Genomic DNA, 16,527 nt, shown 5'->3' with positions numbered 1-16,527 from the left:
GGAGGGAGCAGGCATGCGACAAGACGTAACAGAACTTCAATTTGCCGTCGATTACTATAAATCGTTGGAGCGACTTTCGGATGAAGAATGGCGGTTGCCGCTCGCAATCGATAAATGGACGGTCCAAGAATGTGTCAGTCATCTGTTTTTATGGGATCGGTATTACCTCGATCATGCGGTGTCGAAATTACCAGATGAACCGTTGACGCTGGTTGAAACCGACTACGATGAGTTCAATCGTCTGGCGGTCGAATATGCCCATCACATCGATGCACTCGTCTTGTTGAGAAAAGCGATTGCCGTGCGGCAGGAATTGATCGCGCAGCTCGATCGGTTGACGGACGAGCAATATGAGCGGACGTATGAAGGCACATTCCAGCCGAGATCGTTTGTTGCCTCCTTCATTGCACACGATCACCATCATCAAGATCAAATCGATGCAGCGCTTGCCCGCTTGAAACGGGGCTGACCAATCTGCTAGTCTGAAGACAGAGGTGAGGAAAAGATGGTAACTATGTATGGCTATCCAAAATGCAGTACGTGTGTCAAAGCAAAAAAGGCACTTGAGGCAAATGGCGTCGAGGTCGATTACAAACACATCGTCGAGGAGACACCAAGCGCCGAGACGATTCAGACACTTCATCAAAAGAGTGGCGAGACGTTGAAGAAGTTTTTTAACACGAGTGGTCAATCGTACCGTTCGCAAGGAATCAAGGACCGTTTGCCGGAACTTTCCGAACAGGAGCAATATGAACTGCTCGCAAGTGACGGCATGTTACTCAAACGACCGATCGTAACAGACGGGAAAGACGTGACGATTGGATTCAAAGAAGAACTCTATCACGGAAAATGGTATTAAGAAGGCTAGTTCATTTGGTATACTGAATGCGTTAGTCCACTATAGATCACAGGGGGAATCGCAAATGAGTCAAGTCAAAGACAATCTACGTTATTCGGAAGAGCATGAATGGGTCGAAGTAACAGGAAACAAGGCACGAATCGGGATTACGGATTTCGCGCAACACGAACTTGGCGATATCGTCTTCGTCGAATTACCAGAAGTCGGCGATACGATTTCTGCCAACGAGCCGTTTGGTTCAGTTGAATCGGTTAAAACGGTATCCGAATTGTACGCACCGATTTCAGGGAAAGTCGTTGCCATCAATGAGTCACTGTCTGATTCCCCGGAACTCGTCAACGAATCACCATTCGAAGGTGCTTGGATGGTTGATATCGAAATCGAAGATGATGCACAAGTAGAAGCGTTAATGGACGCAGCTGCTTACAAATCGATGATTAACGAGTAATACTTACGGAAAAGGCGGCAAGGAAACGATATCGTTTCCTCGTCGTCTTTTTTTCTGTATACTGGCACAAGATAAAACAAAACAGAGGGGGAGTGGAACGGATGAAAGAAGTCACACAAGTCCCGGAAAACGGTTTTTTGTATGTCTATGCACCGATGTGTGGGACATGCGCCATCGCCAGTCGGATGCTTGAGATCGTCGAAGCGACGAAAGAGGAAGAATGGATCGTGCAGGCAAACGGAAACTTCATTCCGGACTTTTTAGAGCAAGCTCAGGTCATGAGTGTGCCGGCATTGTTAAAAATTGAAGAGAATCAAGTCGTATCAAGGCTTTACGCTTTTCAATCGGTTCAAAATGTCTTCGCATTCTGTGCCGAGTAACAAGAGAAATCCGTCTGAGATTTCTCTTTACGCTAAATTGTCGGAATATTTACAATAATTCATTGACAATGCTAAATTACGAATGGTATATTCATATCAACTTCTAGAAATGCTTTTATAGGAAGTCTGGCAGAGATATGAGTTGGCTGTTGTTTTTCATTCCAGAACCGTTCAAAAAAATCCTGTGTTGTTTGCTTGTCTCCCCTTAAGTCGTCCCCCAAAGACGAAGCGGCGCAAGGAAACAATTCGGGATTCGAGCAGGAGATCTGTCATGGGAGTCCAGTTCAACTGATATGTCGAAAAGGCGCCGCCCTCTGATACGACGAACGAAGAAGTTCGTGTCAGAGCTGGGTTTTCCTTCGTGGCATTTCTAACCACATTATTCGTGTTGCCGGTTCTCCGGCAGCGCCTTTTTTTTGTTTTCAAAAGAATTTAAAGCAGTCGTCTTGCCATTCGTAAATGTCCCTGCTACAATGCGATTAAGGTAAATTACTTTAATTCATATCCGATTAGTCGGAATTAAAAGAGAGATACGGAGGACGAACAGGCATGACAGTACGTTTTATGGATGTTTTTACAGAGTGGGCGTCAACATACGACGACACGGTAACGGGGCATGATCCGGAGTACAAAGAAGTCTTTCGTCGTTATGAAGAAATATTAGATACGGTCGCAACGAAAGCTCTCTCACCGGTTGTTGAGTTTGGTGCAGGAACCGGTAACCTGACGCAACGGTTGCTGGAGCGACATGATCATGTCCTCGCCGTCGAACCGAGTCCGGAGATGCGGGATATTCTCATCAACAAGATTCCGGAACTTCCGGTGCAGGACGGACATTTCCTGTCGTTTACGGCAGATGATGCGAAAAGCTTTGTTTCGACGTATGCGTTTCATCATCTGACGGATGAGGAAAAGGGAGAAGCTGTTGATTTGATGGCGAAGATTTTGCCGCACGACGGAAAAATCGTTTATGCCGATACGATGTTTGTTTCAGAAGAAGCCCGCTTACAAACGATTGCTGAAGCGAAAGCACAAGGATTTAACGGACTGGCGGAAGATTTGGAACGTGAGTTTTATCCACTGATTCCGGTGATGGAACAGATTTTTGCGTCACGCGGGTTTGATGTTTCATTTACACAATACAATCACTTCGTCTGGCTCGTAGAAGCCGAGAAAATGGGGGAATAAATCATGACACTTAAAAAAATGAACGTAGAAAGCTTTAACCTGGATCATACGAAAGTCAAAGCACCATATATTCGCGTTGCCGGATACAAAGACGGTAAAGTCGATCAAGTCGTTAAATACGACATCCGCTTCACGCAACCAAACGTTGAGCAAATGCCGATGCGTGCAATGCATACACTCGAACATTTACTTGCGGAAAACATCCGCAACTACTCGGACGATGTCATCGATGTCTCGCCAATGGGATGCCAGACTGGTTTCTACATGGCGATGATGAACTTCGATTCGGTCGAAAAAATGAGCGAGCTTGTTGAGAAAACATTAAAAGACGTCTTAGCAGCAGAAGAAATTCCAGCGCAAAATGAAGTCCAATGCGGATTCGCAAGCGCCCACGACCTTAAAGGAGCGAAGCACTATGCCGAGAAAATGCTTGCCGGTCGTGATGAATGGGACATCGTCTTCGGATGATCGCGAAATCAGTCCGCGACCTCGTCGGAAATACGCCGCTCTACGAGATTACTTCATTCGATTTGCCTGCTGGTACGCGGATTTTGGCGAAGCTCGAATGGATGAACCCTGGGGGCAGCGTCAAAGACCGCCTTGGCATTCAACTCGTTGATGCCGCGATCGAACAGGGATATGTGACACCAGGTGGAACGATCATCGAACCGACTGCTGGGAATACCGGCATCGGTTTGGCGCTCGCCGCCAAAAAGTATGATTTACAGGTCATCTGTGTCGTTCCGGAAAAGTTCAGCCAGGAGAAACAGACGTTGATGCGGGCACTCGGCGCGACTGTCGTCAACACACCGACTGAGCTCGATATGCAGGGCGCGATCGATAAAGCCAAAGAACTCGGACAAACGATTCCGAACAGTTATGTTCCGCTTCAATTCGAAAACGAAGAAAATCCGGTCACGTATCAGCGGACACTTGGCCCTGAGCTGATGGCGGAACTGGATCAGATTGATTGGTTCGTTGCCGGATGCGGGTCAGGCGGAACGTTTGCCGGAACAGCGGCCTATTTAAAAGAACGTCTCGGGACGAAAGGTGCAATCGTCGAACCGGAAGGCTCGGTCCTCAACGGGGGACCAGCCGGACCGCATAAGACGGAAGGTATCGGAACGGCCAAATGGCCAAGCCTCGTCTCGCGTGACTTAGTAGATGAAATTCATACGATTTCAGATCATGATGCCTTCACGAAAGTCCATGAATTGGCGGCTCGTGAAGGATTGCTCGTCGGCAGTTCAGCCGGTGCAGCACTCGTAGCAGCACTTGATCTGGCACATCGTTTTCCCGGCAGTACCATCGTCACCGTCTTCGCCGACAGTGCCGAGCGGTATTTAAGCCAACAAATCTTTGAAAAGGTGGACGAGACACATGCGTAAAAAGACAGCATTGATTCATGGAGGAACAGGCGTCGATCGAGCAACTGGTGCCGTTACACCTCCGATTTATCAAACGAGTACGTACAAACAAGAGAAAATCGGTCAATTAAAAGAAGGCTACGAATACTCGCGGACAGCCAACCCGACACGGACAAGCATCGAACGATTGATCGCGGACCTTGAGGGCGGCGCACGTGGTTTTGCCTTCGGATCAGGAATGGCTGCGATTCATGCTGTTTTCAATCTGCTTGAGTCAGGAGACCATATCGTCATGACAGATGACGTCTACGGTGGTACATTCCGTCTGATGCAACGTGTCTTACCGAAATTCAACATCCAAGTGACATTCGTCGATACGACGGATCTTGCCGCAACGGAAGCTGCGGTTCAAGACAACACGAAGATGCTGTACGTCGAAACACCAACGAACCCGTTATTGAAAGTCACGGATATCGCGGCTGTCGCTGAAATCGCGAAGCGCAATAACCTGAAACTCGTCGTCGATAACACATTCGCGACACCATACTTGCAACAACCACTCGCACTCGGTGCAGATATCGTTCTGCACAGCGCGACAAAATACATCGGCGGTCACTCGGACGTCGTCGCAGGACTCGTCGTCGTCAACAGCGACGAGCTCGGAGAAGATCTTCACTTCATCCAAAACTCGACCGGCGGTATTCTTGGACCGCAGGACAGCTTCCTGCTCGTCCGTGGATTACGGACGCTTGGTATCCGGATGGATGCAATCGAAGAAACATCACATGATCTCGTTCAGTTCTTACAGGAACAAGACGTCGTCTCGAACATCTTTTATCCGGGACTTCCAACACATCCGGGACATGCGACACAACAGAAACAGGCGACTGGTTTTGGCGGCATGATCAGCTTTGATGTCGGTTCAGCAGAAAATGCGGAGAAACTCGTCGAAGCGACACATTTCTTCACGTTGGCTGAGAGTCTTGGAGCTGTTGAAAGCTTGATTTCTGTTCCGGCACGCATGACACATGCCTCGATTCCGGCAGAACGTCGTGCTGAGCTCGGCATCACGGATGGTCTTGTCCGGATTTCGGTTGGGCTTGAGGATGCAGAAGACTTGAAAGAAGATTTAGCACGTGCTTTCAGCCTGCTTCAGCCGGTTTCAGAAAAAACTGTTTGACAAGCAAAATAAGCCCTGCTAATATTCAGATTATATTAAAAATAACTAAATACCGATAACTCTTATCGAGAGTGGTGGAGGGACTGGCCCGATGAAACCCGGCAACCGCGGAATTTATTCCGAAGTGGTGCTAATTCCAGCAGACGAATGTCTGCAAGATGAGAGCAAATGGTTTTGTGTACTGAAAAAGTGCGCGCGTTTGCTCTAAAACGTGCGCACTTTTTTTATATTTAGGAGGGACCGTATTGATTCGCTTACAGGATGTAGGAAAGATTTATCGTTCGAAGCGCGGATCGGTTGAAGCCGTCGTCAATGTCGACTTATCAATCGAGCGCGGTGAAATTTTTGGAATAATCGGTTATTCGGGAGCAGGGAAATCAACCTTGATCCGATTGCTGAACATGCTCGAAGCACCGACGAGCGGATCGATTCAAATCGACGGTGTCGAAATGACGACGCTCAAACCGAAAGAATTACGCGGCGTCCGCAAAAACGTCTCAATGGTATTCCAGCACTTTAATCTGCTGTGGTCACGGACCGTTGAAGAAAACATCATGTTCCCGCTCGAACTCGGCGGTTATCCGAAAGCCCGTCGCAAAGAACGAGTTGCTGAACTGATTCAACTCGTCGGACTCGACGGACGCGAAGGTGCTTACCCGTCGCAACTGTCAGGTGGACAAAAACAACGGGTCGGGATTGCCCGGGCACTGGCATCCAACCCAGATGTCTTACTCTGTGACGAAGCGACCAGTGCGCTGGATCCGAAAACGACGGACTCGATCCTCGAGTTGCTTGTCGACATCAACAAAAAATTAAAATTGACAATCGTTTTGATTACACATGAGATGCACGTCATTCAGAAAATCTGTCACCGGGTTGCCGTCATGGAAGCCGGGAAAATCGTCGAACAGGGACCGGTCGCAGAAGTGTTTCGTCACCCGAAACAGGCGATGACAAAAGAGTTCGTCAAACAGTTGACGTCACCATCTGAAAACGAATTGACGTTTGCGAAATTACGCGAACGCTACCCGACCGGAAAAATCGTCCAGCTGACGTTCGTCGGTTCGACGGCGGAAAGTCCGATCCTGGCCGAAGTCATGAAAGACTCGAACTTATTATTCAATATCATCGGCGGAAACGTCGGACAGACGCAGGACGGGGCACTCGGAACGCTGTTCATTCAGCTGCTCGGGTCGGAACAGGAAGCACAAGCGGTCATCGCCAAACTTCAAGCGAGTGACGTTGAAGTGGAGGTGGATCACCGATGAGTACATTTTTTACAGATGTGGATTGGGATATGGTTTGGGAAGCAACCCGCAGTACCGTCTATATGACGGCTGTTGCAGGACTCGCGACGTTCGTCCTCGGACTGGCGATCGGTCTGTTGTTATATGCGACAAACGAAGATCTGTTGTTTAAGAACCGGGCACTGTATTCCGTGCTCAGCTTTTTAGTCAATATCTTCCGGTCGATCCCGTTTATTATCCTATTGATCCTGTTGATTCCGATTACGAAAATCATCGTCGGATCATTCTTAGGACCAACGGCTGCGCTACCTGCGTTAATTCTAGGTGCAGCACCGTTTTACGGCCGAATGGTCGAACTGGCTCTTCGTGAAGTCGATAAGGGTGTCATTGAAGCAGCTGAATCGATGGGTGCAACGAAGTTCCAAATCATCTATAAAGTCTTGATTCCGGAAGCTCTTCCGGCAATCGTATCCGGGATCACCGTCACACTCGTCGCACTCGTCGGTTACACGGCAATGGCCGGGTTAGCCGGTGGTGGTGGACTGGGCGATATGGCCTTCATTGAAGGATTCCAGCGCTCACAAAATAACATCACCGTCATCGCGACGTTGTTGATTCTCGTCATCGTCTTCATCATTCAAATTATTGGTGACCTGCTCGTCAAAGCCATCGATAAACGGTAAGACCTATTTTATTTAACTTGGGAGGAATCATTCATGAAACTTTGGAAAAAATTCGTCGGCACAGCAGCCGTATCGGTCTTAGCAATCAGCCTAGCGGCATGCGGAGAAGAATCTTCTTCGTCAGGCAGCGGTGACTCAAAAACACTCGTCATCGGGGCGTCAAACGTTCCCCACGCTGAAATTCTCGAGCACGTTCAAAAAGAATACGAAGCAAAAGGCTATAAACTCGAAATCAAGAAGTTCCAGGATTATGTTCTTCCGAACAAAGCATTGGCTGAAAAAGAAATCGATGCGAACTATTTCCAACACGTGCCGTACCTTGAGCAACAGGAAAAAGAAAACAAAGACTACAAATTTGCAAGTGCCGGCGGTGTTCACGTTGAACCACTCGGCGTTTATTCTAAAAAATACAAGTCGTTGGATGAATTGCCAAAAGGCGCAACAATCTTGACGAGCTCAAACGTCGCAGAACGAGGACGTGTCTTGACGTTCCTTCAAAACGAAGGACTGATCAAACTAAAAGACGGTAAAACAACCGATGCCCAGCTCAACGACATCGCAGAAAATCCGAAAAACATCAAGTTCAAAACAAACATCGAAGCATCACTCTTACCGCAAGCCTACAAAAACAACGAAGGCGATGCTGTCTTGATCAACACGAACTATGCGATCGATAACGGCTTAAACCCGTTGAAAGATACGATTGCACTTGAAGACGAGTCTTCACCGTACGTCAACATCATCGTCACACGTGACGGCGATGAAAAAGACAAACGTGTCACGACATTACTCGATATTCTCCACGAGAAAAAGAACCAAGATTGGATTACGAAAGAATACAAAGGGGCCGTCGTTCCGGTCAGTAAATAAGTTGCTTCATTCAATGCATTCTTCCTATATAATGGAAGGATGCATTGTTTTTTTGTGCGAAAGGGGGATTTCCATGCAACGTTTGAAACAGCTTCATCCATTGACGGTCGGGGTTTTGCTCGGGACATTTTTTGCCCGGCTCGGGACTTTCATCACGATGCCGTTTTTTGCGATTTACTTATCGGTCGTCCTGAAGTTCAGCCCGGTCGACGTCGGTTGGATTCTCAGTATTTCGGCCATCGCCAGTCTCGTCATGAGTTTCGTCGGCGGGACATTATCCGACCGCTATGGCCGGCGGACGATGATGCTCAGCGGAACGTTTGGTTTCGTGCTCGTCTTTATCGGACTGGCACAAGTCGAGACGTTTGGGGCGTTTTTCGTCTTAAGTGCTCTGAACGGAGTGTTCCGGTCCGTCTTCGAACCGTCGGCCCGGGCGTTGATCAGTGATACGACGGAGGAAGAGAACCGGTTGTTCGTCTTTAATATCCGTTATACGTGCATCAATATCGCAGCGGCGATTGGACCGGGGATTGCCTTGTTGCTCAGTGCGGGCAATACGTCGATTACCTTCTATATTACGGCGTTCGTTTACTTCGGCTACGGCGTCGCCATCTTCATCCTGTTTAAGCGGCATCCAATCACGGAAAGTCACGGCGGGAAAAAGGTGTCGTTCGGGGCAACGGTCCGTCTGCTGAAGACCGACGTCGCCTTTACGTTCGCGCTCGCCGGGATCATCTTCGGAGTCTTCGGATACAGTCAGTTCAACTCAACATTGCCGCAGTTTTTAACGACGACGACGCTATTGTCGGGCGGGACGAGTTTGTTTGCCTTGTTGATTACGATTAACGCGATCACGGTACTCGTCGTCCAGTACCCGATCATGAAGTTCGGTGTCAAGACGTCGCCGCTCGTATCGATCACGGTCGGCATTGCGACCGTCGCCGTCGGTTTATTCGTTATGGGAACAGCCGGTACGGTCTGGCTGATGATCGGCGCGATGTTCATCTTCACATGCGGGGAAGTGATGATGTTCACGATGACGGATATCTTGACCGACAGCTTTGCGAAGCCGGAATTACGGGGTAGTTATTTCGGGGCGATGGGCTTGACGTCAATCGGTCAATCAGTCGGACCGGTCGTCGGCGGTCAATTGTTACTTTATTTTGGTGTAAATCGACCACTGCCGATTTTTGGTGTCCTAGCCCTCTTGACATTGCTCGGTATCCCACTGCTCTTACTGTCACAGCGGGTTCACCGTCAGTCGAAACAAGAAGAAGAGAAGGAAGTCGTCTCACTTTAAAGTCATTCTCAGTAAAGACGCTTGTTTTGAGAAAAAACCATGAGCGATGACGCTTGAATAATGTGGTATGATTCATTAAGATTAGAATGATACTAAATTAGTAACTCTCGTGAACTGAATCGTCAGGCACGAAATGAATAGATGGAGGGATTCTACATGAAGGCTTCACACTTAAAGATTGAAGATTTACACGTTGCAATCGACGGCAAAGAAATCTTGAAAGGCGTCAACTTAGAAATCAAAGGCGGCGAAATCCACGCGGTCATGGGACCAAACGGGACTGGTAAATCAACACTCGCATCTGCATTGATGGGTCACCCGACTTACGAAGTGACATCAGGATCAGTCACACTCGACGGCGAAGACGTCCTCGAAATGGAAGTCAACGAACGTGCACAAGCAGGGATGTTCCTCGCGATGCAATACCCAAGCGAAATCAGTGGTGTGACGAACTCAGACTTCCTGCGTTCAGCGATCAACTCACGCCGCGAAGAAGGCGATGAAATCTCACTCATGAAATTCATCCGTCAACTCGACGCACAAATGGGTCTTCTCGAAATGCCGGGCGAAATGGCACACCGTTACCTCAACGAAGGTTTCTCGGGCGGAGAGAAGAAACGGAATGAAATTCTCCAAATGACGATGCTGAAACCAGCAATCGCGATCCTTGACGAAATCGATTCAGGTCTTGATATCGATGCACTTAAAGTCGTCGCAAAAGGGGTGAACGAAATGCGTTCACCTGAATTCGGCTGCTTAATCATCACGCACTATCAACGTCTCTTGAACTATATCGAGCCTGACTTCATCCACATCATGATGGGCGGAAAAATCGTCATGTCTGGTGGTAAAGAACTTGCTCACCGTCTCGAAGCAGAAGGTTATGACTGGGTTAAAAAAGAACTCGGCATTGAAGAAGTCGAAATCGAAACAAAAGCGTAAGACGAGGGAGGAAGCATGATGACTGTAGAACTGAATCTTGCCGTAAATCGCGAGGCAGTGGCAGAACGTGCGACTCGCTTAGGGGAACCGGCTTGGATGATTACCAAGCGTCAAGATGCACTTGATCTTGCCCCGACGCTCGCATTGCCAAAAGTAGAAAAAATCAAAATCGGTGGCTGGAACTTCACAGAAGGTACAGCGGATCTTGAGACAGTAACAGGTCTGACACCGGATATCGAAACATTGATCGGTGAAAACCGTGACCATATGCTGATCACGCGTAACGGACAACTCGTCCACGCGCAAAACAGTGAAGCGACGAACGGCGTCATCTTCACGACACTTGAAGACGCAATGAAGCACCATCCGGAGCTCGTCGAGAAGTACTTCATGACAGAAGGCGTCAACGTCAACGAAGATCGTCTCGCAGCACTCAACGCAGCACTCATGAATGGCGGTACGTTCCTTTATGTACCAAAAGGCTTGAAGTTGACGGTTCCGATGCAAGCGATCTATACGCTCGAACAAACAGGCGGTGCGCTCTATCACCATGCAATCATCATTGCCGATGCAGACAGTGAGTTGACGTATATCGAAAGCTTCGTCTCGTACGGAGAAGAAGCGCATAACGTCAATGTCGTGACGGAAGTTTTCGTTGAAAACAATGCGAAAGTTCTTTTCGGAGGCGTCGATACGCTTGCGAAAGGTGCTGTGACGTATATGAACCGTCGCGGTGTCGTCAAACAAGGCGCGAAGCTCGAATGGGCACTCGGTCACATGAATGACGGACACACGATCACGGAAACGAAAACACACCTTGTCGGTAACGATTCGTTCTCGGACACGAAAGCCGTAACGGTTGGTCGTGGCGAGCAAAAACAAAACTTCAACGTCCGGACAGACCATTTCGGTAAAGGTTCGGAAGGTTTCATCTTGATTCACGGTGTTCAGAAAGATTCAGCGACTTCGATCTTTAACGGAACATCAATGATTCATCATGGCGCTTCAAAATCAAACGGTGTTCAAACGGAACGTGTTCTCATGTTGTCTGAAAAGGCACGGGGAGACGCAAACCCGATCCTCTTGATTGACGAAGATGATGTCATGGCAGGACACGCGGCATCTGTCGGTCGTGTCGATGAACTTCAACTCTACTACTTGATGAGCCGTGGTCTTTCACGCAAAGAAGCAGAACGCCTTGTCGTTCACGGTTTCTTACAACCGGTTGTTTCGGAACTCGCGATTGACTCTGTTAAAGAACGCCTCGTGCAAGTGATCGAAGGGAAAGTAAACTAATATGGGAATCGATGCATCCATCCGCAATCAGTTTCCGATTCTTGACCAACAGGTTAATGACCGGAAACTCGTCTATTTAGATAGTGCGGCTTCGTCACAAAAGCCGCTCGTCGTCATTGAGGCGATTGAGAACTACTACAAGACGGTTCATTCGAATGTGCACCGTGGCGTCCATACGCTCGGAACACGAGCGACGGATGCGTACGAAGGTGCGCGTGAGAACGTACGTCGTTTCATCAAGGCGCAACACCATGAAGAGATTATCTTTACCCGCGGGACGACGACAGCGATCAATATCGTCGCCTCAAGTTACGGAATGGAGCATGTCGAAGAAGGGGACGAGATTGTCGTCACGTACCTCGAACATCATGCGAATCTCATTCCGTGGCAACAGGTCGCAAAAAAGAAAAAAGCGAAACTAAAATATGTTGATTTGACGGCAGACGGTCGTGTAACGATTGAAGCGGTCAAAGAACAAATTTCGGATCAGACGAAGATTGTGGCAATGGCCCACGTTTCGAACGTCCTTGGAACCATCAATCCGATTAAAGAAGTCACGCAACTTGCCCATGCTGCCGGCGCCGTCATGGTCGTCGATGCAGCGCAAAGCGCGCCGCATCAACAGATTGATGTTACGGATCTCGATTGTGATTTCCTGGCGTTTTCGGCACATAAGATGTGCGGACCAACCGGGATCGGCGTCCTTTACGGCAAAAAAGCATTACTCAATGCGATGGAGCCGGTTGAATTCGGCGGTGAGATGATTGATTACGTCGGGCTGGAAGAGTCGACGTTCAAACCTTCTCCGTACCGGTTCGAAGCAGGGACACCAATCATTGCCGGCGCAGTCGGCTTATCGGCAGCGATTGATTTCTTGGAACAAGTCGGACTCAGTAACATCGAAGCCCACGAACGTGAGCTCGCTCAGTATGCGATGGCACAAATGCGTGACATCAAAGGGCTGACGATTTACGGTCCGGAAGAACGTGTTGGTCTCGTCACCTTTAATCTCGGTGATGTCCACGCACACGATGTCGCGACGGTCCTCGATATGCAAGGTATCGCCGTCCGTGCCGGTCATCATTGCGCACAACCACTGATGCGCTGGCTTGGAGCCAGTTCTACGGCACGAGCGAGCTTCTACCTGTATAATACAAAGGAAGAAGTAGATGCATTAGTGACAGGACTTCGCCAAACGAAGGAGTATTTCAGTCATGGATTTTAACAATCTCGATCACTTGTACCGTCAAGTGATCATGGACCACTATAAAACGCCCCGCAATCGTGGTGCGATTGACGGTGGTGTGACAATCGATATGAACAATCCGACATGTGGTGACACAATCCGTCTGCAACTCGCGATCGAAGACGAAATCGTCAAAGATGCGAAGTTCGACGGCGAAGGATGTTCGATCAGTATGGCGTCTGCGTCGATGATGACACAGGCTGTCAAAGGAAAAACAGTCGAAGAAGCATTACAACTCGCCCAAGTCTTTTCCGAGATGGTTCAAGGAAAAGACTACGACGATGAGAAATTTGATCTCGGAGATGCCGAAGCACTGTCTGGTGTGACGAAATTCCCGGCACGAATCAAGTGTGCGACACTTGCCTGGAAGGCGCTCGAACGCGGCGTCGAAGAAGGGAAGTAAACTTCGGTCAGTAAGTAAGAGGAGGAAACGAACATGGCTAAGAACATGCCTGAAATTGGCGATTATAAATATGGTTTCCACGATCGCGATATCTCGATCTTCCGTTCTGGACGCGGCTTGACGACAGAAGTCGTCGAGACGATTTCTAAAATGAAGGAAGAACCGCAATGGATGCTTGATTTCCGTCTGAAATCACTTAAGATTTTCAACGAACAAGCGATGCCAGCATGGGGCGGTGATTTATCAGATCTTCGTTTTGATGACATCACGTATTACGTTAAACCATCAGAACGTGCTGAAAAATCGTGGGATGAAGTACCGGAAGAAATCAAACGTACGTTTGATAAACTCGGAATTCCGGAAGCGGAGCAAAAATACCTCGCAGGTGTTTCCGCGCAGTATGAATCAGAAGTCGTTTACCACAACATGAAGAGTGAACTGGAAGATCAAGGGATCGTCTTCAAAGATACAGATACAGCACTGAAAGAAAACGAAGATTTATTCCGTGAGTACTTCGGGAAATTGATTCCGCCGACAGATAACAAGTTCGCTGCCCTCAACACAGCGGTTTGGTCGGGTGGATCATTCATCTACGTACCAAAAGGTATCAAGATGGACACGCCGCTTCAAGCCTATTTCCGGATCAACTCGGAAAACATGGGTCAATTCGAGCGGACGTTGATCATCGTTGACGAAGAAGCATCGGTTCATTACGTCGAAGGATGTACAGCACCGGTCTACACGACGAACTCGCTTCACTCAGCAGTCGTTGAGATCTTCATCAACAAAAACGCGTACTGCCGTTACACGACGATCCAAAACTGGGCGAACAACGTCTACAACCTCGTTACGAAACGTGCGATTTGTGAAGCCGGCGCGACGATGGAATGGGTCGATGGCAACATCGGTTCGAAATTGACGATGAAATACCCTGCTGTCATCCTTAAAGGGGAAGGCTCACGCGGTATGACATTATCAATCGCCATCGCGGGTAAAGGACAACACCAGGACGCAGGTGCGAAAATGATTCACCTCGCACCAAACACGTCGTCTACAATCGTTTCGAAATCGATTTCGAAACATGGTGGTAAAGTAACGTACCGTGGGATTGTCCACTTTGGCCGTAAAGCAACCGGCGCACGTTCGAACATCGAATGTGACACGTTGATCATGGACAACCAGTCGACATCAGATACGATTCCGTACAACGAAATTCTCAACGATAACATTTCGCTTGAACACGAAGCGAAAGTATCGAAGGTCTCGGAAGAGCAATTGTTCTACCTGATGAGCCGCGGGATTTCACAAGAAGAAGCAACTGAAATGATCGTCATGGGCTTCATCGAGCCGTTCACAAAAGAATTGCCGATGGAATATGCGGTCGAAATGAACCGTCTCATCAAGTTCGAGATGGAAGGTTCAATCGGATAATTTGTTTCTCAATCTCTCATCTTCGGATGAGGGATTTTTTTGTACACAGGTAAAAGAGGGTAAAGGATTGAAAAAGGAGGGCGTCATCATGCGTAAACTCATCTATTCTTTTCAAGTCTCGCTCGACGGCTACATCGAGGATGCGTCGGGCAGCATCGCGTTTGCGTCACCGGACGCGGAACTGCATCAGTATTTCAATGACTATGAAAAAGCATTTGATACCCATGTCTACGGCCGTCTTCTGTATGAGATGATGCAATACTGGGAAACGGCCGATCAGGAAGATGAACCGATCATCGTCGAGTATGCGAGAACATGGCAGACACTTGAAAAAGTCGTCTTCTCGCAAACGTTGACGGCCGTTGAGGGGAATGCCCGTCTTGCGAACCGGTCGCTCGCTGAGGAACTCACGGCATTGAAGCAGGCGCCCGGCAAACAGATTGCAATCGGCGGAGCGACGCTCGCGGCAGAAGCCGTCCGTCTGGACTTGATCGACCGCTACCATATCGTCATCTATCCCGTCCTACTCGGAGGTGGCAAGCGGATGTTTCCGTTGTTTGAGCAACCGTTGTCCTTACGGCTCGTTGATCAGCAGACATTTGCTTCCGGCTGTATCGCCTTAACGTATGAACGGATCCGGAATGATTGATTCAAAAGGTGAGAAGGCTGATGAAATAGGCAGTCCATCCCCCTGATTTTTGCAGGAGTGGGAAGGATCTGCTTGTTTTTTATATGGAAAACCTGTGTCTTTTCCAAGACGAGCTTTGAAGAAGAAATTCCCGATTCCGCTATGCTATGATAAAAAATATGCAACGCACACAGATGAGGAGGGAGCAGGATGATTTATGTCGGCGTGACCGGTTGGGGCGATCACGACAGCCTCTATCCGACACCACAGGACCGGAAGGAAAAGCTTGCCGCCTATGCGGGCCACTTTCCAGCAGTCGAGGTCGATTCGACGTATTATGCGATTCAACCGGAACGGAATTATCAAAAATGGGTCGCGGAAACACCCGACGACTTTCGATTCATCGTCAAGGTCCACCGGGCGATGAGCGGTCATGACCGGGAGAACAAAGACCCGCTCGGTCCAATCTTTGAACAGTATCTCGCTTCGATTGAACCGATGCGGCAGAGTGGAAAGATTGCGGCGATTCTCGTCCAGCTTCCACCCTGGTTCGACGTCAGTAAAGTGCATCTTGAATATCTTCAGACAATCCGGAAATCGCTTGCCGGACTGCCTGTCGCGATTGAGTTTCGTAATCCGTCCTGGTATTCGGAGGCTTATCAGGAACGGACACTCCGGTTCTTAGCCGAGCATCAGTTCATCCATACGATTTGTGATGAGCCGCAGACGGAAGACGGATCGGTGCCGTTCGTCCCGGTCGTCACACAGGAGACGGCATTTGTCCGGCTGCACGGCCGGAATGTCGCCGGATGGCTGAAGAAGCCCGGACAAAGCAGCGAGGACTGGCGGAAGGTCCGGTGTCTATACCGCTATTCAGAAGAAGAATTACAAGAGTTGGCCCTACATATCCGTTCACTTGCCGAACAGGCAAAAGACGTGTATGTTTTCTTTAATAACAACTCAGCAGGAGATGCCGTACCCAATGCGAAACGTCTCATCGAGATTTTAGGTCTCGATTATGAATCGCTCGCGCCCCGGCAAATTTCACTGTTTTAATAC

Annotated in this window: 19 protein-coding genes and 1 riboswitch; all 19 genes read left to right on the top strand. The window is 48.7% G+C overall.

What is annotated here, in order from left to right:
* Positions 1-13 precede the first annotated feature (13 nt).
* The 19 genes from KNP93_RS02990 (at position 14) to KNP93_RS02900 (ending at position 16,524) form a co-directional block, all read left to right on the top strand.
* A complete protein-coding gene (locus KNP93_RS02990; RefSeq protein WP_214853007.1) occupies positions 14-469 on the top strand; it encodes a DinB family protein in 456 nt (151 codons plus the stop codon).
* A 36-nt stretch (positions 470-505) separates the two neighbouring features.
* Positions 506-859, top strand: coding sequence for an arsenate reductase family protein (locus KNP93_RS02985; RefSeq protein WP_214853004.1), 354 nt, complete (start codon positions 506-508; stop codon positions 857-859).
* Between the two features lie 64 nt (positions 860-923).
* Positions 924-1,307: a glycine cleavage system protein GcvH gene (gene gcvH, locus KNP93_RS02980; protein ID WP_114595154.1), complete on the top strand. Its 384-nt coding sequence runs from the start codon at positions 924-926 to the stop codon at positions 1,305-1,307.
* Positions 1,308-1,408: 101 nt separating this feature from the next.
* Entirely contained in the window at positions 1,409-1,687 is a 279-nt protein-coding gene (locus tag KNP93_RS02975) for a thioredoxin family protein (protein WP_131972339.1), read from the top strand.
* A 549-nt stretch (positions 1,688-2,236) separates the two neighbouring features.
* The gene (locus KNP93_RS02970) at positions 2,237-2,875 is read left to right on the top strand and encodes a class I SAM-dependent methyltransferase (protein ID WP_131972340.1); all 639 of its coding nucleotides are present in this window, start codon (positions 2,237-2,239) and stop codon (positions 2,873-2,875) included.
* A gap of 3 nt (positions 2,876-2,878) precedes the next feature.
* Positions 2,879-3,343 (top strand): S-ribosylhomocysteine lyase, encoded by a 465-nt coding sequence (locus KNP93_RS02965; RefSeq protein WP_114595157.1) that lies wholly within the window; start codon positions 2,879-2,881, stop codon positions 3,341-3,343.
* On the top strand, positions 3,340-4,263 hold the full coding sequence (locus KNP93_RS02960; protein ID WP_131972341.1) for a PLP-dependent cysteine synthase family protein: 924 nt from the start codon (positions 3,340-3,342) through the stop codon (positions 4,261-4,263). The genes KNP93_RS02965 and KNP93_RS02960 overlap by 4 nt, the downstream gene beginning before the upstream one ends.
* Positions 4,256-5,422: a bifunctional cystathionine gamma-lyase/homocysteine desulfhydrase gene (locus KNP93_RS02955; protein ID WP_026827628.1), complete on the top strand. Its 1,167-nt coding sequence runs from the start codon at positions 4,256-4,258 to the stop codon at positions 5,420-5,422. Before KNP93_RS02960 ends, KNP93_RS02955 begins: the two co-directional genes overlap by 8 nt.
* Before the next feature lie 59 nt (positions 5,423-5,481).
* A riboswitch (SAM riboswitch) is annotated at positions 5,482-5,587 on the top strand.
* A gap of 80 nt (positions 5,588-5,667) precedes the next feature.
* Positions 5,668-6,690 carry a methionine ABC transporter ATP-binding protein gene (locus KNP93_RS02950; protein ID WP_131972343.1) on the top strand — a complete coding sequence of 341 codons (1,023 nt, stop codon included), beginning with the start codon at positions 5,668-5,670 and terminating at the stop codon, positions 6,688-6,690.
* On the top strand, positions 6,687-7,352 hold the full coding sequence (locus KNP93_RS02945) for a methionine ABC transporter permease (RefSeq protein WP_214853001.1): 666 nt from the start codon (positions 6,687-6,689) through the stop codon (positions 7,350-7,352). The genes KNP93_RS02950 and KNP93_RS02945 overlap by 4 nt, the downstream gene beginning before the upstream one ends.
* 33 nt (positions 7,353-7,385) lie before the next feature.
* Positions 7,386-8,222 (top strand): MetQ/NlpA family ABC transporter substrate-binding protein, encoded by an 837-nt coding sequence (locus tag KNP93_RS02940; RefSeq protein WP_214852998.1) that lies wholly within the window; start codon positions 7,386-7,388, stop codon positions 8,220-8,222.
* A gap of 73 nt (positions 8,223-8,295) precedes the next feature.
* Positions 8,296-9,522, top strand: coding sequence for an MDR family MFS transporter (locus KNP93_RS02935; protein ID WP_214852996.1), 1,227 nt, complete (start codon positions 8,296-8,298; stop codon positions 9,520-9,522).
* A 156-nt stretch (positions 9,523-9,678) separates the two neighbouring features.
* Positions 9,679-10,464: a Fe-S cluster assembly ATPase SufC gene (gene sufC / locus KNP93_RS02930; RefSeq protein ID WP_012371204.1), complete on the top strand. Its 786-nt coding sequence runs from the start codon at positions 9,679-9,681 to the stop codon at positions 10,462-10,464.
* 18 nt (positions 10,465-10,482) lie between these two features.
* Positions 10,483-11,760, top strand: a complete 1,278-nt coding sequence (gene sufD, locus KNP93_RS02925) for a Fe-S cluster assembly protein SufD (protein WP_214852994.1) — start codon at positions 10,483-10,485, stop codon at positions 11,758-11,760.
* A 1-nt stretch (position 11,761) separates the two neighbouring features.
* Positions 11,762-12,985: a cysteine desulfurase gene (locus KNP93_RS02920; RefSeq protein WP_214852991.1), complete on the top strand. Its 1,224-nt coding sequence runs from the start codon at positions 11,762-11,764 to the stop codon at positions 12,983-12,985.
* Positions 12,975-13,409: a Fe-S cluster assembly sulfur transfer protein SufU gene (gene sufU / locus KNP93_RS02915; RefSeq protein WP_188004633.1), complete on the top strand. Its 435-nt coding sequence runs from the start codon at positions 12,975-12,977 to the stop codon at positions 13,407-13,409. Before KNP93_RS02920 ends, sufU begins: the two co-directional genes overlap by 11 nt.
* Before the next feature lie 33 nt (positions 13,410-13,442).
* Positions 13,443-14,840 (top strand): Fe-S cluster assembly protein SufB, encoded by a 1,398-nt coding sequence (gene sufB, locus KNP93_RS02910; protein ID WP_026832227.1) that lies wholly within the window; start codon positions 13,443-13,445, stop codon positions 14,838-14,840.
* 88 nt (positions 14,841-14,928) lie between these two features.
* A complete protein-coding gene (locus KNP93_RS02905) occupies positions 14,929-15,489 on the top strand; it encodes a dihydrofolate reductase family protein (protein ID WP_214852988.1) in 561 nt (186 codons plus the stop codon).
* 189 nt (positions 15,490-15,678) lie between these two features.
* Positions 15,679-16,524 carry a DUF72 domain-containing protein gene (locus tag KNP93_RS02900; RefSeq protein WP_131502154.1) on the top strand — a complete coding sequence of 282 codons (846 nt, stop codon included), beginning with the start codon at positions 15,679-15,681 and terminating at the stop codon, positions 16,522-16,524.
* Positions 16,525-16,527: the final 3 nt, after the last annotated feature.

Origin of the sequence: Exiguobacterium sp. s166 (assembly GCF_018618855.1) — a bacterium.
In the GTDB taxonomy this organism is placed as follows: domain Bacteria; phylum Bacillota; class Bacilli; order Exiguobacteriales; family Exiguobacteriaceae; genus Exiguobacterium_A.
Note: the sequence above shows the minus strand (reverse complement) of the source record. Positions and strands in the feature narration are given on the sequence as shown.